The 22646-nt window shown below is 66.5% G+C and carries 19 protein-coding genes; 12 read left to right on the top strand and 7 right to left on the bottom strand.

Annotation, left to right across the window (positions count from 1 at the left end; genetic code table 11):
- Positions 1–161: 161 nt before the first annotated feature.
- Genes AC1ROK_RS26530 through AC1ROK_RS26515 form a run of 4 tightly spaced genes read left to right on the top strand, consistent with a single transcriptional unit; the run spans position 162 to position 6356 of the window.
- Positions 162–2162, top strand: coding sequence for a DUF5107 domain-containing protein (locus AC1ROK_RS26530; RefSeq protein WP_492852579.1), 2001 nt, complete (start codon positions 162–164; stop codon positions 2160–2162).
- Positions 2162–3022, top strand: coding sequence for a transcriptional regulator (locus AC1ROK_RS26525; RefSeq protein WP_492852577.1), 861 nt, complete (start codon positions 2162–2164; stop codon positions 3020–3022). Before AC1ROK_RS26530 ends, AC1ROK_RS26525 begins: the two co-directional genes overlap by 1 nt.
- Complete coding sequence (locus AC1ROK_RS26520) at positions 3022–5067, top strand: ROK family protein (protein ID WP_492852575.1); 2046 nt, start codon at positions 3022–3024, stop codon at positions 5065–5067. Before AC1ROK_RS26525 ends, AC1ROK_RS26520 begins: the two co-directional genes overlap by 1 nt.
- On the top strand, positions 5064–6356 hold the full coding sequence (locus AC1ROK_RS26515) for a class II D-tagatose-bisphosphate aldolase non-catalytic subunit (protein WP_492852573.1): 1293 nt from the start codon (positions 5064–5066) through the stop codon (positions 6354–6356). The genes AC1ROK_RS26520 and AC1ROK_RS26515 overlap by 4 nt, the downstream gene beginning before the upstream one ends.
- A gap of 162 nt (positions 6357–6518) precedes the next feature.
- On the opposite strand, the gene AC1ROK_RS26510 is transcribed toward AC1ROK_RS26515, so the two are convergent.
- Both AC1ROK_RS26510 and AC1ROK_RS26505 read right to left on the bottom strand, forming a co-directional pair.
- Entirely contained in the window at positions 6519–7457 is a 939-nt protein-coding gene (locus tag AC1ROK_RS26510) for a threonine ammonia-lyase (RefSeq protein ID WP_492852571.1), read from the bottom strand.
- On the bottom strand, positions 7454–8476 hold the full coding sequence (locus tag AC1ROK_RS26505) for a succinylglutamate desuccinylase/aspartoacylase family protein (protein WP_492852569.1): 1023 nt from the start codon (positions 8474–8476) through the stop codon (positions 7454–7456). Before AC1ROK_RS26505 ends, AC1ROK_RS26510 begins: the two co-directional genes overlap by 4 nt.
- Positions 8477–8649: 173 nt before the next feature.
- Between AC1ROK_RS26505 and AC1ROK_RS26500 the strand changes: the two genes are divergently transcribed.
- The gene (locus tag AC1ROK_RS26500) at positions 8650–9576 is read left to right on the top strand and encodes an IclR family transcriptional regulator (protein ID WP_492852567.1); all 927 of its coding nucleotides are present in this window, start codon (positions 8650–8652) and stop codon (positions 9574–9576) included.
- A gap of 188 nt (positions 9577–9764) precedes the next feature.
- Here the strand turns inward: AC1ROK_RS26500 and AC1ROK_RS26495 are convergent, their stop codons facing one another.
- The 5 genes from AC1ROK_RS26495 to AC1ROK_RS26475 form a co-directional block, all read right to left on the bottom strand.
- Positions 9765–10121, bottom strand: coding sequence for an L-rhamnose mutarotase (locus AC1ROK_RS26495; protein ID WP_492852565.1), 357 nt, complete (start codon positions 10119–10121; stop codon positions 9765–9767).
- Positions 10118–10999 carry a carbohydrate ABC transporter permease gene (locus tag AC1ROK_RS26490; RefSeq protein ID WP_492852563.1) on the bottom strand — a complete coding sequence of 294 codons (882 nt, stop codon included), beginning with the start codon at positions 10997–10999 and terminating at the stop codon, positions 10118–10120. The genes AC1ROK_RS26495 and AC1ROK_RS26490 overlap by 4 nt, the downstream gene beginning before the upstream one ends.
- The gene (locus AC1ROK_RS26485) at positions 10996–11922 is read right to left on the bottom strand and encodes a carbohydrate ABC transporter permease (protein WP_492852561.1); all 927 of its coding nucleotides are present in this window, start codon (positions 11920–11922) and stop codon (positions 10996–10998) included. The genes AC1ROK_RS26490 and AC1ROK_RS26485 overlap by 4 nt, the downstream gene beginning before the upstream one ends.
- A 236-nt stretch (positions 11923–12158) precedes the next feature.
- The gene (locus AC1ROK_RS26480) at positions 12159–13445 is read right to left on the bottom strand and encodes an ABC transporter substrate-binding protein (RefSeq protein WP_492852560.1); all 1287 of its coding nucleotides are present in this window, start codon (positions 13443–13445) and stop codon (positions 12159–12161) included.
- Positions 13446–13820: 375 nt separating this feature from the next.
- Complete coding sequence (locus AC1ROK_RS26475) at positions 13821–14912, bottom strand: Gfo/Idh/MocA family protein (RefSeq protein WP_492852558.1); 1092 nt, start codon at positions 14910–14912, stop codon at positions 13821–13823.
- A 175-nt stretch (positions 14913–15087) separates the two neighbouring features.
- On the opposite strand from AC1ROK_RS26475, the gene AC1ROK_RS26470 reads away from it, so the two are divergent.
- The 7 genes from AC1ROK_RS26470 to AC1ROK_RS26440 all read left to right on the top strand — a co-directional run bounded on the left by AC1ROK_RS26470 (position 15088) and on the right by AC1ROK_RS26440 (position 22636).
- The gene (locus AC1ROK_RS26470) at positions 15088–16677 is read left to right on the top strand and encodes a hypothetical protein (protein WP_492852556.1); all 1590 of its coding nucleotides are present in this window, start codon (positions 15088–15090) and stop codon (positions 16675–16677) included.
- Between the two features lie 8 nt (positions 16678–16685).
- Entirely contained in the window at positions 16686–17582 is an 897-nt protein-coding gene (locus tag AC1ROK_RS26465; protein WP_492852554.1) for an amidohydrolase family protein, read from the top strand.
- A 45-nt stretch (positions 17583–17627) separates the two neighbouring features.
- Positions 17628–18665 (top strand): LacI family DNA-binding transcriptional regulator, encoded by a 1038-nt coding sequence (locus AC1ROK_RS26460; RefSeq protein ID WP_492852552.1) that lies wholly within the window; start codon positions 17628–17630, stop codon positions 18663–18665.
- A 367-nt stretch (positions 18666–19032) separates the two neighbouring features.
- Entirely contained in the window at positions 19033–19713 is a 681-nt protein-coding gene (locus AC1ROK_RS26455) for an RraA family protein (protein ID WP_492852550.1), read from the top strand.
- A 50-nt stretch (positions 19714–19763) separates the two neighbouring features.
- Positions 19764–20744: an ABC transporter permease gene (locus AC1ROK_RS26450; RefSeq protein WP_492852548.1), complete on the top strand. Its 981-nt coding sequence runs from the start codon at positions 19764–19766 to the stop codon at positions 20742–20744.
- Between the two features lie 66 nt (positions 20745–20810).
- The gene (locus tag AC1ROK_RS26445) at positions 20811–21791 is read left to right on the top strand and encodes a substrate-binding domain-containing protein (RefSeq protein ID WP_492852546.1); all 981 of its coding nucleotides are present in this window, start codon (positions 20811–20813) and stop codon (positions 21789–21791) included.
- Between the two features lie 68 nt (positions 21792–21859).
- The gene (locus AC1ROK_RS26440; RefSeq protein WP_492852544.1) at positions 21860–22636 is read left to right on the top strand and encodes an ATP-binding cassette domain-containing protein; all 777 of its coding nucleotides are present in this window, start codon (positions 21860–21862) and stop codon (positions 22634–22636) included.
- The last annotated feature ends 10 nt before the right edge of the window (positions 22637–22646 follow it).

The following is a 22646-nucleotide window of genomic DNA, read 5'->3' as shown; positions in this document are numbered from 1 at the left end:
GACGGAGCCACATCCACCAGCCAACACCTCCCCCTTGATGGGGGAGGCTGGGAGGGGGTGGGGCAGCTATCACAGGACCAGATGTAGTTTCACAAACATCTATGTTGCAAAACTACAAACACCGTGTACTTTCGCCGCGCTTGCACGACCGGGAGGCGCCAATGACCAAGACCAAGATCACCAGAACTTCGCGCCCGTTGCCGATGTCGAACCTGGGCGGGCCGAGCACCCTGCCCCGCTTCCGCTGGCAGCAGCCGACCATCGACAAGAACACCCCGCCCAATCGCGGCCTCACCGACGAGGAAAACGCCCACGGCTTCAACTGGGGCAAGGATTCGATCCTGCCCTACCGGGTCTACGACGATTACGATCGCTCGCAGGAGCCGGGCGAGATGCCGCTGGTGACGCTGGAGAACGAGCGGCTGCGCGTCGCCGTGGCGCCGCAATATGGCGGGCGCCTGATGGAGCTGCGCGACCTGAAGCTCGGTCGCGACCTGGTGTTCACCAACCCGGTGTTCCAGCCGGCCAACCTCGCCGCGCTCAACGCCTGGTTCTCGGGCGGCATCGAGTGGAACGGCCTGATCCCCGGCCACACCCCCTTCACCACCGCCCAGGTGTTCGCCGGCATCATCGAGACCGACCGCGGGCCGGTGCTGCGCATCTACGAGTTTGACCGCATCGTCGAAGCCACCTGGCAGATCGACCTGTTCCTGCCCGATGACGACGACCGGCTCTATGTGCATGGCCGCATCGTCAACAACACCGATGCGGTGAAACTCGCCTATTGGTGGACCAATGTCGCGGCGCCGATGTCGAAGGGGATGCGCGTCCTCGCCCCCGCCGATTACTCGATCGAGCACGTGCTGCCCAATAACGAGCTGGCCCGTTTCCCCTTCCCCGATCCCGATCGTTTCGACGGCTCCTATCCGGACAAATGGCGTGACTCGACTTCGGTGTTCTTCCGGAAGCCCGATGCCGAACGGCTGTTCATTGCCGGGCTCGATGCCGATGGCGTCGGCCTCGCGCAGACCGCCACCTCGGCGCTCAAGGGCCGGAAATTCTTCTATTTCGGCACCGGCGCCGGCGGCCAGCAGTGGATGGATTACCTGGCCAAGCCCGGTGAGGGTGACTACATCGAAATCCAGAGCGGCATCGCGCCGACGCAGAACCAGCGCTTCGAATTGCAGCCCAACAGCGAAGTGCACTGGACTGAGGTCTATGGTGCGCTCAGCGTCGACCCCGCGGACGTGCATGCCGCCGATTACCAGCGCGCCGTCGGCGCCGCGGCCAAGGCGATCGACACCCGCTTCCCCGCTGCCGAGCTCGCCGATGTCGACGCCTTCCTCACCGCGGTGTCGCGCCAGCCGCTGACCCAGCGCCTGAGCGACGGTTCGCCCTGGGGCGCGCGCCAGGAAAAGCTCACCGGCAAGCCGCTCGCCCAGGGCCTCGATTTCGCCGTGCCGCACGCGACCGATTGCTGGGATGAGCTCGCGACCACCGGGCGCTTCTCCGAGGTCAGCCTCAAGCGGGTGCCAGCCGATTTCGCCGTTTCGCCCATCTGGGTGGCGGCGCTGGAGAAGAGCCGCGACAAGCAGGGCGAGACCTGGCTCCACGCCCTGCTGCTCGGCATCGCCACGCTCGACAATGGCGATCGCGATGCGGCGCGCGCCCTGTTCGAGCGTTCCGTTGCGCTGAAACCCACTTGGCTCGGCCGCCGGCAGCGCGCCCTGGTCACCAGCGACCCCGATGCCGCCGACCGCGATTATCTCGCCGCCTGGGCCAGCGGCGATGCCCCGCCGGCGCTCGCCGCCGAGATCGTCAGCCTGCTGGTCAAGCACGGCCGGCTCGAGCGGCTCCGTGCCTTTGCCTCGGGCCTCCCCGCCTCGGCGCTCACCGACGAGCGCGTGCATCTGGGTCGTGCCATGGTCGCCGCGTCGGAGGGCGATTTCGACCTGCTCGAACGGCTGCTCGACCGCCATTTCGCCACGGTGCGCGAAGGCGAGAACCTGCTCGATGAGCTCTGGGTAGCCTTGCAGCGCGGCCGCCTGCAGCAGGCGCTGAAGCGCGCCCCCTCGCCGGCAGAGCTGGCCGAACGGCTGCAGCAGCACCCGGTGCCGGCGCATCTCAACTTCCGCATGCGGGCCGTCGACGAGGTGAAGTAATGGCGGCATTGGAGCCCACGGCCCCGACGCTGATCCAGTCGATCTCGCTGGGGCTCGGCGGCTACAACAAGGCGTTCCAGTTGGTGGGCGGGTATCTGCTCGCCTCGCCCGAGGCCTTCATCCGCGAGCCGCTGCAGGAGATCGCCCGGGCCGCCGGGGTGAGCGAGCCCACCGTGCTGCGCTTCTGCCGCCAGTTCGGTTTCAAGGGCCTGCCGGATTTCCGCATCGCGCTGGCCATGTCGCTGGCCCGCGAAGCGCAGGGCGCCTTCATCGACCCCGGCGTCAGCGACAAGGCCGTGGTCAACCTTGCCGCCAAGCGCGCCATTGCCCGCTTCGCCCTGTCGCTCGTCGGCGACGACCGCTCGATCATCATCGATTCCGGCTCGACCACGCAGCTTTTTGCCGAGAATCTCAGGGCCGCCAACCCGCTGGTGATCATGACCACCGGCCTCAACATCGCCGAGGCGTTTCGCGGCGCCAGCCAGCATACCGTCATGCTGCCGGGTGGTACGGTGCGCTTCGAATCCAATTCGCTTTCCGGCCGCATGGTCGAGAGCACGCTCGGCGGCATGCGCTTCGACACCATCTATCTCGGCGCCGACGCCATCGACCCGGTGCTGGGCCTTTCGACCTTCAACGAAGCCGAGGCGCACCAGAACGCCGCCATGGTGGCGGTAAGCCAACGGGTGATCGTCCTCGCCGACTCCACAAAGTTCCGCGCTCCGGCCCTGCACCGGATCTGCGAACCCGACCGTATCCACGCCGTGATCACTGACACTGGCCTTGCCGATGACACCGCCGCCCTGCTCGAGCAGCATGGCGTCGCCGTTCACCGGGTCGAGCCGGAAGGAAGCACCTGATGACCGACGCCGCATTCCCCCAGAACGACCTCGACCGCTGGGCCACCACCCGCGAGATCAAGCGCCAGCCGGCGATCTGGCGCAGCTTCGGCCCGCGTCTTGCGACCATCGCGGCCGAGGTAACGGCCTGGATCGCCGAGCGCCGTCCGGATGAGATCTGGTTCTGCGGCGCCGGCACTTCGGCCTTTGTCGGCGAAACGCTGGCAAGCTACCTCAATACCGCCCCCGGCCCGATCCGCTTCCGCGCCATCCCCTCGACCGACCTGATCGCCGCACCGCGCAACTACCTCAGGCCCGGCATAAAACTCCTGGTGGTGTCGTTCGGCCGCAGCGGCAACAGTTCCGAGACCATCGGTACGCTCGATCTGCTCGCCGACCACGCGCCGGAAGCCGATCGGCTGCACATCACCTGCAACGCCAATAGCGCGCTGGCCCGTACCGACAATGCCGGCCCGGGCGAGCTGCGCAACATCGTCTTGCCGCCCGAAACCGACGACAGCGGCTTTGCCATGACGTCGAGCTACACCACCATGCTGCTGACGGCGCTCGCCGTGTTCGACCCCGCCCCGCCGGCGCCGGTCGCCGAGCTCATGGCCCGGCTGGCCGATGGCGCCGAGGCGCTGCTCGCTGGACAGCTCGAGCGGCTCATCGCGCTGCCCATGCCGGAACGCGCCGTGTTCCTCGGCTCCGGCCCGCTCACCGGCTCGTCGCGCGAAAGCGCACTGAAGGTGCTGGAACTGGCCGCCGGCCAGATCCCCACCTCCTGGGATTCGACCCTCGGCTTCCGCCATGGCCCCAAGGCCATCACCAACGGCAAGACCCGAGTGTTCGTGCTGCTCTCCTCCGACCCGCACACCCGCCGCTACGACACCGACCTCGCCACCGAAGTCGCGGCGCAGTTCGGCGCCGATGTGGTGCTGCGGCTCGGCGACCCCGCCGCCGGCTCCGACATTCCGGTGCCGTCGGTCGGCAACGACGCCTGGTCGTCGGTGCTCTATGTCATGGTGGCGCAGCTCTTGTCGGTGATCTGGTCGCACAGGCTCGGCCTCACGGTCGACAACCCCTTCGCCTCGGGCAACCTCACCCGCGTCGTCGCCGGGGTGAAGCTTTACCCGCTGCCCGAGACTGGCCCGCAGCTGTTCGGCGCCCTCGATGTCGGCGGCACCAAGATCGAGGCGCGGCTGTTTGACAGCCGGCTCGAGGTGCTCGAGCGCCAGCGTTTCCCCACCGCCAAGGGTAGTTACGAAGAGCTGCTGCAGGCGCTGCAGGGCGCCGTCGGCTGGCTCGACCAGGTGAGCGGCACCAAGGTGGAGCTTGGCGTCGGCCTTCCCGGGCTGATCGATCCGTCCACCGGCATCTCGATGACTTCCAACGTGCCGGCCACCGGCCACACCCTCAGCGCCGACCTCTCGGCCCGCATCGGCCGCGCCATTCCGGTCGAAAACGACTGCAAGTGCTTTGCCCTCTCCGAAGCCAATGGCGGCGCCGGCACCGGCTATCGCACCGTGTTCGGCCTGATCCTTGGCACCGGGGTCGGCGGCGGCGTCACCGTCGATGGCAAGCTCGTCGTCGGCCACAACGGCCTCCCCGGTGAGGTCGGCCATTTCGGCCTGCCGGCCGAGCTGGTGCAGCGGCACAACCTGCCGATCCTGAGCTGCGGCTGTGGCCGTACTGGCTGCTACGAGACCCTGCTCTCCGGCCCCGGCATGGGCCGCATCGCCAAACACCTCACCGGCGAGACGGTCGACTCCGCCGCCATCGTCGCCCGCGCCGCGGCCGGGGATGCGGCGATGCGGACGGTGCTCGACATCTGGTTCGATATCCTCGGCGAGCTGATCCACACCATCCAGCTGACCATCGACGCCGATTGCGTGGTGATCGGCGGCGGCCTCTCCAACATCGATGGCCTCGTCACCGAGTTGTCGCGGGTCTTCGCCCCCAAGATGCTGCCCGGCGTACGCCAGCCCGCCTTCGCCACTGCCCGCTTCGGCGATGCCAGCGGCGTCCGCGGCGCCGCCATGCTGGTGGCCGGAGGTCGCAAATGAGGGAACTGCGCGATCTCATCGCCCGCAACCGCAAAGGCTCGGGCGAGGCCCTGCCCTCGGTCTGCTCCGCCCATCCCGACGTGCTCGCGGCCTCGCTGTTGCTCGCCGATGAGTGGGACGTGCCGCTGCTGATCGAAGCCACCAGCAACCAGGTGAACCAGTTCGGCGGCTATACCGGCATGACGCCGCCAGACTTCATCAGCTTCGTCCGCGGGATCGCCGAGCGCACCGGCGTCGACGCCGGCCGCGTGCTGTTCGGCGGCGATCACCTCGGGCCCCAGGCCTGGCGCGACCAGCCGGCGACGATCGCCATGGCCAATGCCCGCGATCTCGTCGCCGCCTATGTCAAAGCCGGCTTCACCAAGATCCACCTCGATTGCTCGGAAGGTTGCGCCGGCGAGCCCGCCGCGGTCGGCGATGCGCTGAGCGCGGAGCGCGCCGCCGATCTCGCCGCGGTCTGCGAAGCGGCCGCCACCGACCCGACATCGCTGAGCTACATGTTCGGCACCGAAGTGCCGCCTCCAGGCGGCGCGCGGGCCGAGGAAGGTCCCATCGGTATCGCCCCCACCGAGCCCACCAATGCCCGCGCCACCATCGCGGCGCATCGCGATGCGTTCGCCGCGCTCGGACTGGAGCAAACGGCGTGGCAGCGCGCCGTCGGGCTCGTGGTGCAGCCGGGCCTCGAATTCGCCCCCGACCACATCCACCGCTTCGACATCGCCTCGCCCGACCTGCTGTCGCCGGTGCTCGAGGGGCATGACGGGCTGAGCTTTGAGGCGCATTCCACCGACTACCAGTATCCGGACGTCTTCCCGGCCCTGGCGCAGCGCCATTTCGCCGTGCTGAAAGTCGGCCCCGCCCTCACCTTCGCCTACCGCCAGGCCATCTACGCCCTCGACGGCGTCGCAAGCTGGCTGGCGCCCGATGCCGCGCGCCAACCCATCGCCCCGGTGATGGAAGCATTGATGCTGGACACCCCCAAGAACTGGGCCAAGCACTATGCCGGCGACGCCGCCACGCTGAAGCTGCTGCGCCACTTCAGCTACGCCGACCGCATCCGCTACTACTGGGCCCAGCCACAGGCCACGACAGCCGTCGGGCAGTTGCTGACGGCGTTGGGCACGAAGAAGCCAGTGGCTCCGCTGCTCGAGCAGTATTTTGCGCCGGAGGTGATCGCGCGAGCCGAGCGGCTCGAGTCTCGGTCGCCGGATTGGGCGAGAGCGCTGATCTACGCTCAGGTGCAGGCGGCGCTGGTGCCGTATTTCGCGTGTATCGGGGTGGCGACTTAGCCCAACGCTACGCCGGCGCGGGCTGACCCCCACCCTTGATCCCTCCCCGCAAGGGGGAGGGAGACGCAAACTGAGATGCTGGTGTGAGGGGTCTCCCTCCCCCTTGCGGGGAGGGGACAGGGGTGGGGGTCCACAGCCACCGGCCGCAGCGGCGACGAGCCGCTAAGCAATCCCCTCCGGCCCGGCCCCACACACCAGCGCTCCGACCGAAACCCCGGCGCCATACGCCACCCGTCCGGTCATCAGCGCCGCCACCGCCGCCGCCCCGCTCAGATCCGCGGCAATCCCGAGTTCGAACCACAGCCAGCGGCTGGCTTCCAGCATGTCTTCGTCGCTGAGCAGCACCACGTCGTCGACCACCGACCGCACTACGTCGAACACAGCGGGGTCCGTCTCGGCACAGCTCATCGTGGCGATGCGGCTCGTCACTTCCTTGAGCCGCACCACGTGCCCCGCATCGAGCGAGGCCTTGAGCGTCGGCGAGCCCGTGGGCTCGATGCCGATGATCTTCACCGATGGCTTCAGCGCCTTGATCGCGACGCCCATGCCCGAGACCAGCCCACCGCCGCCGATGGCAACCAGCACCACATCGAGGTCGGGCACATCGGCGAGCAGTTCCAGCGCCGCCGTCCCCTGCCCGGCCATCACCGCCGCATCGGCGAAGGGGTGGAAATAGGCCGCGCCCTTGGCTTCGGCGAAGGCGAGCGCGTGGAGGTTGGTCTCGTTCCACACCTTGCCGACGATCTCGACCGTCGCGCCCCAGCGCTTCAGCTTTTCGACCTTCGCTGCGGTGATGTTCTCGGGCACGTAGATCGTCGCCGTCACCCCGGCGAGCTTCGCCGCCCGCGCCACGGCCAGCCCGTGGTTGCCGCCCGAGGCAGTGACGATGCCCCGCTCAAGCGCTTCCGGCGGCAGCGACAGCAGTTTGTTGGTGGCGCCGCGCGCCTTGAACGAACCGGTGGCCTGCAGGCTCTCGAGCTTCAGCGACAGCTTTGCCGGCGTGATTGGCGCGGACAAGGCCCGCGCTTCGATGGTCGGGGTGCGCCGCACATGCGGGGCGATGCGGGTTGCGGCAGCGTTGATGTCGGCGAGGGTGATCATGCTGAGGGCGCCTCATAGGGCGAAGCAACGACGAAGCAGCAATTGCCCGGCCGCACCCGGCCCGGCTGGCGACGGCCGTAAAGGATGCCGCTGGCCCGGTAATGCAGTTCGACCGGCGTCCGGCCGGGATTGGCGAGGAAATGGATGCGGCCAGCCAGTTGCCCGGCCTCCACCACGGTGCCGAGCTTGTGCAGCGGCTCATACACCCCGTCATCCTCGGCGATCACATGCGCCTTGGGGCCCAGGTCGTATAGTCTGGGCTCGGCCGCGACCGGGCTCGCCATCCTCGCCGGCAGCACCCCCAGATGCGCCAGCACGTTCCGCACGCCGCGCCGGCAGAGCGCCAGCGCATCGACCGACACCGTGCCGCCGCCGGCCATTTCGGTGCCGATGACCGTCATTCCCTGCAGCGCCGCCGAAGCGGTGGCGGTGCGCGGATCGCCGCGATTGTCGATCACCACCGCGATCTCGGTGCCGAATGCCTTGGCCGCCGCCACATTGGCCGCGTGCTGCTCCGGCGTCGCGCCCGGCTCGATCACCGAGCTCGGGATGATATCGAGCGAGGAGCCGCCCGAATGGAGGTCGATGAACGCATCGCCCATCGGGAAGATCACGTCGTTCACATAGGCCGCGATCTGCCGCGTCGTGGTGCCGAGCGGATCGCCCGGGAAAGTGCGGTTCATGTTGATCTCGTCGATCGGCGAGGTACGTCGCGCCGCGTTCACGGCCGGCAGGTTGATCGCCGGGATGAAGATCAGCCGGCCCTGTACATCGGCCGGGTCGAGCTCGCGGATCAGCTCGCCCAGCGTGATCGGACCTTCATATTCGTCGCCATGGTTGCCGCCTTCGAGGATCACCGTCGGCCCTTCGCCATTCTTGATCACCGCCACCGGCACCGGCACCACGCCCCAGGCATCGTCATGCACCGACAGCGGGATGTGGAAAAACCCGACCTGCTTGCCCGGCTTGTCGAAGTCCACCGTCGCGGTGGCCAGCTTCTGTGAAATGTTGCGGTCCATGTTCTGCTCTTGGTCGTGATGTCGGGATTGCCCACAGCCGCGAAGCCATGCGCAATTTTACAGGTGATAGTCTACGTTCTCTTGTGATAGTCGATGCGGTGTGCGCCGAGCCGTCCCGGCTCTTGCGCTGCAGCATCGGCTCTGCCACCAGAATGCCGAGGGAGACCAATTGAATGGCCAGAACCGGACGCCCTGCCGCGGCAGCAACGACGCCCGAAAAGCCCGTGAAGGCAGCGCGCGCGAAGCCGGCGACCAAAGCCGCCGACAAGACCGCCGAAGCCGGCGACAAACTCGCCTATGGCGTGCCGGCGCTGGAAAAGGGACTCGACGTGATCGAACTGCTGGCGACGCAGTCGAAGGGCATCACCCAGAGCGAGATCGCCCAGCTGCTCGGCCGCTCGCTGCAGGAGGTCTACCGTGTGGTGATGGCGCTCGAGCGCCGCGGCTATATCCAGCGGCGACCGGGCGAGGATGGGTTCTTCCTCTCCAACCACCTGCACGTGCTGGCCAACCAGTACCCGCCGATGCGCCGGCTGCTCGATGCGGCGCTGCCGATCATGTACTCGACCTCGATCGCTGCCTACCAGGCGCTGCACATTGCCATTCTCGACCGGCTCGCCATCCGCGTCGTGGCGCAGGTCGATAGCCCCGCCCCGCTCGGCTTCCGCCTGCGTGTCGGCACCCAGAATCCCGCGGCTTCCACCGCCTCCGGCCGCTTGCTGCTGGCCTTCCAGCCGCCAGCGATCCGCGATTGGGTAATGGCCGAGATCGAGCGCACCGCGCCCGAAACCGACATGGTGGCGCTGAAGCGCCGGGTCGAAACGCTGCACCGCACCGGCTACGAGATCATCGCCGGCGAAGGCCTGCAGGGCATCACCGATGTGAGCTTCCCGATCCTCGACGCCAACGGCCACGCGCTCGCCGTGCTGACCATGCCGTATCTGCCCTCGAGCAAGGAGCGGGTGTCGCTGGAAACGGCAAGCCGCGCCCAGTTCGAGGCAGCCAAGGCCATCACCCAGCTGTTCGACGGCACGCTGATCGAACCCAATTTCCCGCTGGCCCCGATCCGCGAAAAACGCCCGCCGGCGCGGCCGACCTGAGAGGCCATCGATGATGGCGTGGGGATAGTTCTGTTCGCACAGAGTACCCCCCACCCTGTCCCTCCCCCGCAAGGGGGGAGGAGACGCCCCCACCGGCGTCAGTGTTTTGGTCTCCCTCCCCCTTGCGGGGAGGGGACAGGGGTGGGGGTACTCTTCCCGCGCCGGCCTGTCAGCCGCGACTGCACAACTCATCGCGTCGTCTCCCCAACGCGATGTGCGAACACCTCGTCGAGCCACAGTGGCTCGCCGTCAGCATCACCGATCGAGAGAAAAATCTCCGCCATCGAAGCGGTCCAGGCGCGCTGCACCTCCGACGCGGCAGTTGCCGCCGATGCGGCGCGAAACCCGTCGCGCGCCCGCATGCGGCAGACGACGATCTCCTCGTGCCGCCAGATCTGATAATCGGTGATCCCGGCCGCATCGATCAGCGCGAGGATCTCCGGCCACACCGCGCGGTGCTTTTCGTCATAGGCCGGGCCCATGCCGGGCTTCAGCCGGTAGATGTAGAGGAACGCCTCACCTGGCGCCGTATCGCGAGCCGTCATTTCACCGCCCCCGCCAGCGCGCCCGACAGGATCTGCCGCTGGAACAGCAAGTAGACGATCATCACCGGCAGCAACGCAACGATCAAACCGGCGCTGATCAACGGAATCGACACGTCATACTGGCCCGAGAGCAGCGCCACCCCGACCATCAGCGTGGTCTTGTCCGAGCCGCCCATGATCACCAGCGGCAAGAGCAGATCGTTCCACATCCAGACGAAGTTGAGGATGGAGAGCGCCGCGATCGCCGGGGTCGAGATCGGCAGCATCATCTGGAACAGGATGCGCAACTCACCTGCCCCGTCGATGCGCGCCGCTTCGATCAGCTCGTCGGGAATGGCGCGGAAGAACGCCGCCAGCATATAGGTGCTGATCGGCAGCCCGAACGCTGCGTAGGAAAAGATCAGCCCCTGGTAGGTGCCGCCGAGCCCCAGGTCGAGAATGGTCTCGTAGAGCGGGTAGATCACCACCTGGCTGGGGATCACCAGCATGGCGATGATGAACAGAAAGATCAGGTTGCCGCCTTTGATCCGCAGCTTGGTCACCGCATAGGCGATGAACAAGGCCGCCACGGTGGAGAGCAGCAGCCCGCCGCCGGTGGTGATGATGCTGTTGAGCAGCAGCCGCGGCACGTCCATGCGCACGAACGTCTCGGCATAGTTCTCGAAGCTGATGTCGAGCGGCAGCCCGAGCGGGTTCTGCGCATAGCCGGTGCGGGTCTTCAGCGAGTTGAGGACGGTGAACACCAGCGGATAAAGCGCCACCACCGCCACCACTACGAGGACGAAGGTCACCGCCCATTTGACGATGCTGCGGAGCAGCGGGTTGCTGCCCGGCGCGACTTCATCCGGTACGCTGTCGGAAACGCTGGCGAGGCTCATTTGCTGGCCTTTCCTTCGGCATACATGCGCCGGACCACGAAGGCCGAGACGATGGCGGCGAACACGAACAGCGCCATGCCGATGGCCGCGCCCTTGCCGCGATTGAGGAATTCGAAGGTGGTGGTGAACACCAGGTACTCGGGCAGCATGGTGGCGCTGCCCGGCCCGCCGCGCGTCAGCGCATAGATCAGCGGGAACATCCAGATCAGCATCGACGAGGTGCAGAGCACGGTCCAGTAGCCGATCACCGGTTTCAGGAGCGGCGTGACGATCTCGATCAACAGCCGCCAGAACCCGGCGCCATCGAGCCGCGCCGCCTCGATCACCTCGTCGGGGACGGTCGACAGGCCCGAGAGATAGGTGAGGACGCCGAGCCCGAAAAAGCTCCACAGCGCCACCGCGGTCAGCGAGAACAGCGCGCTGGTCGCCCCGTTCAGCCACTCGATGGCGAGCGGCGCAAGGCCGATGAAGATCAGGAAGGCATTGAGCGGCCCATCGGGCGCGAGGATCTGCCGGAACATGATGCCGACGACGATCGGCGCGATCATGTAAGGCAGGAAATACACCGCGCGAAACAGTTTCCAGCCGGGCGAACGCTGGAAGATCAGCAGCGCCAGCACCAGCGGCAGGAAGATCCACACCGGCAGCGTCACGAACACCAGGGCCGCGTTCTTGAACGAGGTCGCGAACACCGGGTCCTTGAACATCGAGGCGTAGTTGGCGAGGTAGGCGAACTTCGGCTCCTCGAAGCCGCGTGTCTGGTACAGGCTGAGGATGAAGGCGCGGACCAGCGGCACCAGCTTGAAGATCACCGCCAGCGCGATGCCCGGCACCACCAGCGCGATGCCAAGGATCAGCTCGGGCCGCATCCGGCGTTTTTTGCGGGTCAGGCCGCTGCTCGATGACTGGTCGATCTGGGTCATGCTATGTCCGAAGGTGAAACGGAGCCGGACAGCCGGCTCCGGATGGTCGATGGGTGAGGCAGCAGCAGCGGAGTGGCTGGCCGCCTCATCCTTGCCCACCCACCGGTGTCATCCCAGCGAAAGCTGGGACCCAACTATCGGCTGGCGCGGGCGGCGAGATGGGTCCCTGCTTTCGCAGGGATGACAGCCGGTGAGTGGGCTGAGATTGAGCCCACCACCATGCCAGCAGTCCCCGCTTACTGCGCCTTGCTCGGGCTCTCCTCGAGCGCCGTCTGCATCTGGGCGGTCCAGTCGGCGACCGTGATGGTGCCCAGCGTCACTTCCTGCCAGCCGCGCGCCAGGGCGTCGGCTTCCTGGCCGGAGAGCAGCACGCCGACATGCAGCGTCGGCGTCTTGATGATCTCCTGGATCTGCGCCAGGGCCTGCGACTTGGGCAGCGCGTTCGGATCGACATTCTTGTTGAGCGAGATGCCGCCCGCGACGCTGGCGAGGAGGTTGGCGTTCTCGACTCCGGCAACGAACTTCACGAACTTGAAAGCCGCTTCCTGCTTGGTGCTCCATGGCGTCACGCCGAACACCGAGCTCTCGGTGCCGCTGAAGCTGTGCGCCAGCGGCGCATCGGCCACCAGCACCGGCCAGTTCATGGCGCCGACATTCTCATCGCCCAGGGCTGCGCCGAACGCCGCCCAGTTCACCGCATCGGCGATGATGGTGGAGGCGAAGGCGGCATTGCCGCTCTGGAAGATATCGGCGCCGTCGGGCAGCATCGAGATCGACGGCGAGCTCGAGTTGATCCAGCCGCGCGTCGTGCCGATCGAGGCCATGGCTTCGAGGATCGACACCATCTTGGGGTCGGTCCAGGGGAGCTTGCCCGCCATGATGGCGCGCATGTCGTCTTCGGTGAGGAAGTTGCGCGCCACTTCCGGGAAGTTCCAGTAGGCCGGGAACACCCCGGTCATGCCGTGCGCGAGGCAGGTCTTGCCGATCGCCTTCACCGCCGTGCAGGCGGCATCCATCTCGTCCCAGGTCTTGGGCGGGTTGGCCGCATCGAGCCCGGCCTCGGTGAGCACTGCCTTGTTGTAGTACATCACGTTGCCCTGGTAGCCGAACGGCAGGCCGTAGCAGGGCTGGGTGGTGTCGTAGTTGAGGCAGCCGCCCGAATAGGTGATCAGGTCGCCCGCCGCGGCGAGCACGTCCTCGGGCAGCTGCACATAGGCGCTGCGGCGATCGAACAGCTCGAGGCCGGCATTGTTCTCCATCACATCGGGGCCGCTCTTGGTCGCGATGTAAGGGCCCTGGACGCTCGGATAGCGGTCGAACGGCACGGTCTCGAGCTCGACCTTCACGTCCGGATTGGCCTTCTCGAACGCCGCCACCAGTTGCGTCCAGTAATCCGGGCCGCCCGGCTGCCAATTGAGCACGCGAATGGTGGTGACATCCTGCGCCAGCGCCGGCGCCATCATCGCTGCCAGCGCCACGGCGCCCGCCGCCATCTGCCAGCCCTGCCTCGAAGCAACTTTCATCTGAATATCCCTTCCTCTGATGCCCGGCGCCGGCCCGAAGCCCGTCACGCCGCTATCCCCTGTGGGCGCCGGGACAGCGCCCCGCCACCCCGATCACCCCATCGACACACCCCTCGGACGCGCATCTTCACGTCCCGTGTCAGTGTCGTGACGCTAACACGACAAGTTTCCAATATGAAAGTGTAATTTCTTATACAAAAGTCTGCTGCGGTTTGACTGGTTGGGCCGGTGGCTGTGGCCCCCCATCCTTGGTCCCTCCCGCAAGGGGGAGGGAGACGCAAACTGAGATGTCGGTGAGAGGGTCTCCCTCCCCCTTGCGGGGAGGGGACAGGGGTGGGGGTCAACGCACACCGGCCTCGCGTCCTCCGCCAGCCCTCACACCCCCTCCGGCACCACCCCGCCCTGCCGGCTCGATTTCAGCGCCGCATCGACCAGCGCCATAGTCTTGATGGAATCGTGCACGTCGGTGTCGAGCACCGTGTCCTCACCGGCAACGAAGCGCTGCAGGTTCGCCATGACGAAGCCGAAGGCGTCAGGCACCCGCTCGCCGCCGACCAGCGGCACCGTCGTCCACGGCACGCCCGTGATGGTCATTTCCAGCGTCTCGGGCACCGGCTTCACGTAGTCGACGAGGTAGCCGACGGTGAGGTGGGCGCAGCCCGCCGTGCCCTCGACCCGGATCGTCGCCTCGATATGCTCGGGCCCGTAATTGTAGGTGTGGTTGAGCGACAGCGCGCAGCGCACCCGGTCGCCATAGTCGAGGATGATCGAGGAGCGCGCATCGGCCAGCGTCGGGTAGCGCGGGTGCTTCACCGCCTTGGCATAGACGCTCTCGGGCTCGCCGAGCAGCGAGCGGATCCAGTCGAGGTAATGGATCGAGTGCAGCGGGATCTCGACCGCATCGAGATGCGGGATGAAACTCCACAACTCCCACGGCATATAGACGGCGAGCCGCACCTCGACTTCGACGATCTCGCCGAGCAGGCCTTTGCGCGCCGCATCCCGGATCGCCAGCATCGAAGGGGTGTAGCGCAACTGGAAATTGGTGGCGGCGGTGATCGAACGCTGATCGATCGCCGCGACGATCCTGCGGGCGGTGGCGAGGTCCGGCCCTACCGGCTTCTGCAGCAGCGCCGCGCTGTTGGCCGGGAGTTGCTCGACCGTGCCGAGCAGCACCGCCGGCGGCAATGCCAGGTCGAAAATACCCTCCGTCCCGCAGGCGGCGATCGCATCTTCCAGCGTCGGGTGCACCACCTCGACGCCGAAATCCTTCGCCAGGGTCTTGGCCGTCTCCTGGTTCACGTCGAAGATGCCGGCAACCGGCAGCCCCATCTTCCGATAGGCCGGCAGGTGCCCGTCGCGGACGATGCCACCGGCGCCGATAATGGTGATCGGCCGCGGCCGGCTCGGCATCGGCCAGACCTGCTGCAGGTCGGCAAGGGCGGCGGGGAGCGTCGTCGAGGTCATGAGGTCTCCATCACGCGGTCGCTGCAGAGGCCCGGAACAGGCTCGGTTCGAACGCGTCAATTATCACTGGCGATAGTTGATGTTGATATTTGATAGGAGCGCTGCTTAACTCTGTCAAGGATCGCCGCCATGCTGCGGCAGGTTCAGACGACCACCAACGGGAGGATTTCAGGCAATGGCCATCGACGGCGAGGACAATCACCCACACGCGGCGCGACGTCTGCGCGAAACCTTCGGCGCCGAGCTGCCGAACGTGCGGCTGGTGCTCGATCCGGCGCTGGCCGAGGGCGAATTTGCGATCGCGACGCGCGACGGTACCCTCGAAATATCGGGCGGCCCGTTCTCCGGCGTCATCTATGGCGTCGAGGAGATCATTCAGCGTTCGGCCGGCAGGTTCGATCTCGCCGCCTGGGCCAGCGAAGTCACCGGCAAGCCCGGCCTCGCCTACCGCACCTTCTGGACCTGGGACCACTCGACCAACTGGGAGCTGTCGCAGATCGGCCAGCAGGAGATCGGCGTCTTCAACCCGTTCCAGAAGCCGCCCGGCGGCTTCCTCGCCGATTACAAGCGGCTGGTGGATTTCTGCTCGATCAACCGCATTGGCGGCATCACGGTCTATGGGTTCCTGCGCGATAGCCATGGCGGCATCGAAGCGGCCAAGGAACTCTGCCGTTATGGCAATGAGCGCGGCGTGCGCATCATCCCCGGCATCGCCATCGGCGCCTATGGCGGGGTCTACTGGGAGGGCAAGCACAAGTACAACCTCTCGACCTGGCTGAAGGCCAACCCGCAGCATGCGGCGAAGATGGAGAAGGATGTCGGCTTCCAGATCGCCGACCTCGCCTTCCCGCTCAACTTCCCGCATTCCGATTACACCGTCAGCGCCTGCCCGAGCGCCCCCGAGGTGATCGCGTGGATGGAGGAAGCCGTCGCCTGGCTGGCCGAGACGTTCGAGATCGGCGGCATCAATATCGAAAGCGGCGATTATGGCGTCTGCGGCTGCGAGCGCTGCGTCGCCCGCCGCGCCAATGACGCCGAGGCCGCCCGCCGCAAGGACGACCACGGCGATTCCTGGTCGCATACCGATATGGCCGAGAATTTTCCGCGCCTGTACCGGGCAGCCAAGGCCAAGCGCCCCGATCTCTGGATCTATTGCGAGATGCAGTGGGACAACCTGCTCGATCCGGTGGCGACCGAGGCGCAGCACCGGCTGCCCAGGGGCGCCATCTACCAGCACACCGCCAATCGCAGCTTCTGGAAGCGGCTGAGGACCGAGCTGGCGACCGACTATGTGCAGAGCCTCCCCACCCAGCCCAACGTGCTGCGCTGCCAGTTCGCCTGCCAGTGGAACGGCGACGAGCGCACCGAGCGCTATGCATTCAATGCGAGAACCTTCGCCGATATGTCGGTCCGCGGCCGCGAGCTCGGCATGGAGGGGCTGACCGTCTGGGGCGAGCCGTCGGATTATTACGCCACGGTCGAGCTCAGCTACCTCGCCTTCTCGCGCTTCGGCTGGGACCCGACGCTGAGCTGGGACGCGTTCGTCGCCAATGAACTGGCGCCGCGGCTGGGTGGACAACAGCAGGCCGAGCGCTTCATCGCCATCGCCGAGGAAGTCGATGCCAACCAGACCCTGCCGGTGCCGCGCCTTACCGAATTGCAGGGCGAAGCGCTCAAGATCATGGCATTGCTGGAGGGTGAGCCCGCCCGCCGCTGGCTGACGCTGGGCGAGCAGATCAGCCGCCGCCGCTATATGGGACGATAGACAACAATATGCGCGACGCGACTGGGCTCTATGCCGGGCCGATCATCGACCCGCACCACCATCTGTTCGACCGCTCGCTCGACAAGCACCCCTGGCTGCGCGGCGCCGCCGGCGTGCTGGCTCAGAGTTGCCTGCCGGCCGACTACCTGCGCGACACCGCGGGACACAATGTCGTCGGCACCGTGCATGTCGAGGCCGGCTGGGAGCCGGGCGAACCCTTCGCCGAACTGGCATGGCTCGATGCGCTGGCAAAGCCCGACTGGATGGCGCGCCGCTATGTCGGCAACGCCATCCTCGATGCGCCGGAGACACCTGCAATCCTCGAGCGCTACGCCGCGCACGGCAAGGTCGTCGGCATCCGCGACATCCTCAGTTGGCACCCCGATCCGGCACGCTCGTTCTCCAGGGAGCGTCATCGGATGAGCAGCCCGGCCTGGCAGGCCGGGCTCAGGCACCTCGATGCACTTGGGCTGTCGTTCGATTTGATGATCTCGCCCTGGCAGGCCGCCGAGGCGCTGGAGCTGGCGCGGGCCTTCCCCAATCTCATTTTCATCATCAACCATTGCGGCTCGCCCTTCGATCGCACCGACGAAGGCATGGCGCATTGGCGGGCCGGGCTCACCGCGCTGGCCAGCGCCCCAAACGTGGCGATCAAGGTCTCCGACCTCGTGGCTTACGATCCGCACTGGAGCCTCGACAGTCTCCGCCCGGTGGTGCTCGATTGCCTCGAGGCGTTCGGCACCGACCGCACCATGCTGGCGAGCGACCATCCGGTGCTCGGCCTCGCCGCCACCTTCGACCAGGCCTACGGGGCGTTCAAGCTCATCCTCAAACAGCTTTCCGACGACGAGTCGGAGGCGATTTTCTGGAAGAATGCCAACCGGCTCTATCGCGTTGGGATGTAACGATATATGTATGTCGTGAGCATTCCGATGAGGTGATTTCCAGCGATGAGCGGTGACGAGCGGCGGCCGCGGGCGACGATCAAGGATGTGGCGAAAGCCGCCGAGGTGTCGCCGATGACGGTATCCAACGTCATCAATGGCCGCACGCAGTTCGTCAGCGCCGCCACCAGGAAGCGGGTGGAGCGCGAGATCGAGCGGCTGGGCTATCGCCGCTCCTCCAATGCCCGCAGCCTCAGGGTCTCCGAGCAGCGCTCGATCGGCATGGTGATCGTCGACGAGTCCCCGGCTTTCCTCGCCGATTTCTTTACCTGCCAGGTGGTGGCGGGGCTGGCCAACGTGCTGAACCACGCCGATTACACGCTCACCATCCAGGGAATGCCTGGGGCCGAACTGGCGCAGTCGATGATCATGCGCAATTTCGAAGTCGCCGGCTTCTGCGCCATGATTTCCGGCCCCAAGCCGGAGCGTCTCGCCGCCATCGGGCGGCTGGCCGATCTCAACCAACCAGTGGTGGTGTTCCAGCAGGAACTGCAGGACGCCGGAGCCGATATCTGTACGGTGCGCCAGGATGATCGGGGCGGCGGCCGGCTGATCGGCGATCACCTCCTCGCCCGCCGCGTCATGGATATCCTGGTGGTGATCCCGCAGCAGCCCTGGCCAGCGGTGGAGAACCGTATCGCCGGCATCCGCGACAGCATAGCCATGGCCGGCAGCGCGGCCGAGGTCACCGTGCTCGAGGCCGCCAGCGAGTCGTTCGCCGACGTACAGGCGGCGTTTGCCGCTTACCTCGACAGCCACCCCGTGCCTGGCGCCGTGGTCGGCGCCAACGACCCGGTGGCGACGGCGGCGATGTTGCTGTTGACCGATCGCGGCGTGCGCGTGCCCGAGGATGTGAGGGTGGTCGGCTTCAACGGTTTCGAGGCGCATCGCTACGCCCGGCCACACATGACCACGGTGATCTCCCCCGCCTACGCCGTCGGCGAACGCGCCGGCGAGGCGATGCTGGCGCGCCTCAAATCCGGCAGCTTCGCCCAGCCGGACCACGTGCTGCCGGTGGTGTTCGACCCGGGGTTTACGACCTGAGGGCGGGTAGGCTGTCCTCCGTGGTGAGAAGCCACCGACGGTAGAGGGAGGGCCTTCTCCCCTTGTGGGAGAAGGTGGCCGAAGGCCGGATGAGGGGGCCGCGCAACGAAGTGTAGCGCGATCGGAGCGCAAGCGACGAGCGACACTGTACGCGGAGAGATACCCCTCATCCGCCCTTCGGGCGCCTTCTCCCACAAGGGGAGAAGGCGATCGCTGCCCGGCCAGTGCCTCTCATACCCTCCTCACCCCCATGTTGACACCCCTCACAACCCCGCTTGACTCGCCTCCTACATTTAACGTTACATGTTTCAACATGTGCCGCTGCGCCGACTGCCGCGGTCAACCTCGTAGAAAGGGCGTACCCCCTGTGACTTCCGTGTTTACCCCACGCCAGAACCCGCCGCTGCCGGAGGGCTGGCAGCAGCTCTACTCCGCCGTGCTGAGCGACGCCCTCGATGCCATCGGCATCTGGAACCAGGCGATGACGCCGCGCATCCGGCCGCTCGACGAGAGCCTCAAGCTCTGCGGCCGGGCGCGCACCGGCCAGTACATGGAAGTGCCGTTCGTTGCCGAGGGGTCGAACCCCTACGAGCTCGAGATCGCCATCGTCGACGATCTGAAGCCGGGCGATGTGGCGGTGTTCTCCTGCGGCGGCTCTTCGCGCATCGCGCCCTGGGGCAGCTTGCTCTCCACCGCCACCCATGCCCGCGGCGCCGCCGGCTGCATCACCGACGGCTTCGTGCGCGACATTCTCGGCATCCGCGAGCTGCAGCTGCCGGTGTTTCACGCCGGTATCGCCCCGCTCGATTCCAAGGGCCGCGGCCAGATCCAGGCCGTCGATGTGCCCGTCATCGTCGATGGCGTGCGGATCGAGCCGGGTGACCTGGTGTTCGGCGATGCCGACGGCGTCGTCGTCGTGCCGCAGGCGGTGGAAGCCGAAGTGTTGAAGCGCGCCTTCGACAAGGTCAACGGCGAGCACCATTCGATGAACGAACTGCGCGCCGGCGGCTTCCTGCGCGACGTCTACGCCAGATACGGGGTGCTGTGATGTCGGTTGGGGGGAACGTAACGCCGGCACGCGCAAACCCGGTGGCAGGCTTGTTCAAGGTCGAAGGCACTGCCACTGCCCTGGTCTTCGTGGTGCTGATCGTGTTGTTCATGATCACCGCACCGCGCGCCTTTCTCGGCTACCGCGTCTATATGAGCTTCATGGCCTCGGTACCGCCGCCGCTGATCATCGCGCTCGGCCTGACGCTGGTGGCGACCGCCGGGGAGATGGATCTCAGCTTCCCCTCCGTCGTCGCCTTCGCCAGCTACGTCTTCGCCTTCCTGTTCCAGCAATATGACATGACCTGGCTGGCGCTGATCGCAGCGCTCGCGACCGGCACCGTCATGGGCTTCGTCAACGGCCTCGTGGTCACCAAGCTCGGCATCCCCTCGATGATCGCCACCCTGGCGATGATGTTCCTGTGGGGTGGGCTGGTCACCGTGGTGTCGAACGGCGTCACCGTCGCCATTCCCGATATCGACGGCACGCTGATCCAGGCCGTCATGGTCGGCCGCATCGGCGGCATCGTGCCGGCCCAGATGCTGTGGGCGATCGCACTGTCGATCTTCGTCTGGCACCTGCTCAACCGGCACCGGTTCGGCGAGAACATCCTGTTCATCGGCGACAGCCTGAAGGTCGCCAAGGTCGTCGGCATCCAGATCGACCGCGAAAAGATCAAGCTGTTCACCCTGATGGGGCTGCTGTCGGCGCTGGCCGGCGTCTTCCTCACCGTCGAGACCACCACCTACTTCAACCAGCAGGGCCAGGGGTACCTGCTCACCGTGATCGCCGCCGTGTTCATCGGCGGAACCTCGATCTTCGGCGGCTCCGGCAAGATCGTCGGCACGGTCTTCGCCTCGCTCATCGTCGCCGTCATCGAAGCCGGTCTCGTCGCCAGTGGCGTGCAGGGCTTCTGGACGCGCGTCTTCATCGGTCTCGTCTTCATCATCTCCGTGGTGATGAACACCGCCATCGAGGACCCCGACAAGGTGCCTCTGATCAAGTCCGTACGCTCGCGCCTGCGGCAGTGAAGACTGCCCGGCCGGGGCGGGGGTTAAGGCTCCGGCGGGGTTCACAAAATAGGGAAAGGAACAATCATGAAGTCAATTCTCAGGGGCCTCGCCGGCCTCGCCATGGGCGCCGCGCTGGTCGCGGCCCCGCTCGCTGCCACCGCTCAGGACGCGGTCGACAGCGGCATGACCATCTACTTCCAGCTCGGCGGCAACCCGGGCGACAGCGCCACGCTGGCCCGTGAGCTCGGCGCCCGCGACGCCGCCCGCATCCTCAAGGTCGACCTGAAGGAACAGCACGCCGGCTGGGATCCGCAGAAGATGCTGGTGCAGGCCAACGAAGCGCTGGCCGCCGCGCCCGACGCCATCATCGTGATGGGTCACCCCGGCACCGACGCCATGACCTCGTTCATCAACAAGGCGAAGGAAGCCGGCATCGTCGTGGTGGTGAACAACAACGCCCTACCCGGCACCTCGATGAGCTATTTCGGCCTCGACAATTACGGTGCCGGCAGGAACCTCGCCAGCCTGACCATCGACAAGGGCGGGCTCAAGGAAGGCGACAAGGTCGTGGTCTATGGCGCCTTCATCGAAGGCGCTCCGGGCAGCGACGTTGCCAAGGGCACCACCGAAGTGCTGACGGAAAAGAAGATCGCCTTCGACGCCCTGCAGTGGTCGAACGAAGCCGTCGCCGACCCCTCGCTATCGGTGCCGGTGCTGGTCGCCTACCTCGAGGCCAACCCGGACACCAAGGCCATCATCGTACCCGGCCATAGCGGCATCACCGCGGTGCTCGGCAAGGTGCTCGCCGATGCCGGCAAGCAGCCTGGCGAAGTCGTCGCCTCGGGCTTCGACATCTCGGCCGGCGCCATCCAGGGTTTGAAGGACGGCTACATCACCGTGGTGCTCGACCAGCAGCCGTACCTGCAGGGCTTCATGCCGGTGGTCGCCGCCGTGCTCGAGAAGAAATACGGCCTCGCCGGCCTGACCCTCAACACCGGCGGCGGTTCGGTGACCAAGGACAATGTCGAGGCGCTGGAAGCGCTGGTGAAAACCGGCATCCGGTAACTCCCGGTGGCGCCGTTGCTGACCCGGCGGCGCCACTCCCTTACCCCCTGTGCATTTGGACCCACAAAATGACATCCACCCCGATCGTCCGGCTCGAGAACGTTCGCAAGCAGTACGGCAAGGTCGTCAGCCTGAAGAACGTCACGCTCGAGATCGGCTCCAACGAGATCGTCGGGCTGATCGGCGACAACGGCGCCGGCAAATCGACCCTGATCAAGGTGCTGACCGGCGTGGAACAGCCTTCGAGCGGCACCATCTATGTGCGCGGCCAGAAGATCGATGCGGCGAGCTACTCCGTCAAGGAAGCGCACAAGCTCAAGATCGAGACCGTCTACCAGGACTCTTCGCTGGGCGAGAAGCAGCCGCTATGGCGCAACTTCTTCGTCGGCCGGCCGCTCACCAACCGCTTCGGCTTCATCGACGTGAAAGCCGAAAAGAAGATCGCCAACGAGATCATGCGCTCGACCATCGGCTTTCGCGGCGTCGGCATCGATGTCGATACCCCGGTGAGCCGGCTCTCGGGCGGCGAACGCCAGGGCGTCGCCATCGGCCGCGCCATGCATTTCGACAGCGACCTGATCGTGCTCGACGAGCCGACAGTGGCGCTGGCGCTCAAGGAAGTGAACAAGGTGCTGGACTTCATCCGCTCGATCAAGGCGGGCGGTCGCAGCTGCATCTACATCGAACACAACATCCACCACGTGCACGAAGTCTGCGACCGGCTGGTGGTGCTCGACCGCGGCGAAATCGCCCTCGACGCCCCGACCTCGTCGCTGACCTATACCGAACTCACCGACTTCCTGATGTCGCTGCATAAGCCGCGCATGGCGGAGTCTGTGCCATGAAGATGACCTC

Source organism: Devosia sp. GW821-FHT12F11 (assembly GCF_058806655.1).
This window is presented reverse-complemented; position numbering and strand designations above follow the sequence as displayed.

Bases quoted from the DNA above. Each gene is read 5' to 3' on its own strand.
- AC1ROK_RS26470 (WP_492852556.1), top strand. From the start codon at position 15,088: ATGGCCATCGACGGCGAGGACAATCACCCACACGCGGCGCGACGTCTG.
- AC1ROK_RS26485 (WP_492852561.1), bottom strand. From the start codon at position 11,922: ATGACCCAGATCGACCAGTCATCGAGCAGCGGCCTGACCCGCAAAAAA.
- AC1ROK_RS26500 (WP_492852567.1), top strand. From the start codon at position 8,650: ATGGCCAGAACCGGACGCCCTGCCGCGGCAGCAACGACGCCCGAAAAG.
- AC1ROK_RS26520 (WP_492852575.1), top strand. From the start codon at position 3,022: ATGACCGACGCCGCATTCCCCCAGAACGACCTCGACCGCTGGGCCACC.
- AC1ROK_RS26530 (WP_492852579.1), top strand. From the start codon at position 162: ATGACCAAGACCAAGATCACCAGAACTTCGCGCCCGTTGCCGATGTCG.
- AC1ROK_RS26525 (WP_492852577.1), top strand. From the start codon at position 2,162: ATGGCGGCATTGGAGCCCACGGCCCCGACGCTGATCCAGTCGATCTCG.
- AC1ROK_RS26495 (WP_492852565.1), bottom strand. From the start codon at position 10,121: ATGACGGCTCGCGATACGGCGCCAGGTGAGGCGTTCCTCTACATCTAC.
- AC1ROK_RS26460 (WP_492852552.1), top strand. From the start codon at position 17,628: ATGAGCGGTGACGAGCGGCGGCCGCGGGCGACGATCAAGGATGTGGCG.
- AC1ROK_RS26490 (WP_492852563.1), bottom strand. From the start codon at position 10,999: ATGAGCCTCGCCAGCGTTTCCGACAGCGTACCGGATGAAGTCGCGCCG.
- AC1ROK_RS26440 (WP_492852544.1), top strand. From the start codon at position 21,860: ATGACATCCACCCCGATCGTCCGGCTCGAGAACGTTCGCAAGCAGTAC.
- AC1ROK_RS26505 (WP_492852569.1), bottom strand. From the start codon at position 8,476: ATGGACCGCAACATTTCACAGAAGCTGGCCACCGCGACGGTGGACTTC.
- AC1ROK_RS26515 (WP_492852573.1), top strand. From the start codon at position 5,064: ATGAGGGAACTGCGCGATCTCATCGCCCGCAACCGCAAAGGCTCGGGC.
- AC1ROK_RS26475 (WP_492852558.1), bottom strand. From the start codon at position 14,912: ATGACCTCGACGACGCTCCCCGCCGCCCTTGCCGACCTGCAGCAGGTC.
- AC1ROK_RS26480 (WP_492852560.1), bottom strand. From the start codon at position 13,445: ATGAAAGTTGCTTCGAGGCAGGGCTGGCAGATGGCGGCGGGCGCCGTG.
- AC1ROK_RS26445 (WP_492852546.1), top strand. From the start codon at position 20,811: ATGAAGTCAATTCTCAGGGGCCTCGCCGGCCTCGCCATGGGCGCCGCG.
- AC1ROK_RS26465 (WP_492852554.1), top strand. From the start codon at position 16,686: ATGCGCGACGCGACTGGGCTCTATGCCGGGCCGATCATCGACCCGCAC.
- AC1ROK_RS26510 (WP_492852571.1), bottom strand. From the start codon at position 7,457: ATGATCACCCTCGCCGACATCAACGCTGCCGCAACCCGCATCGCCCCG.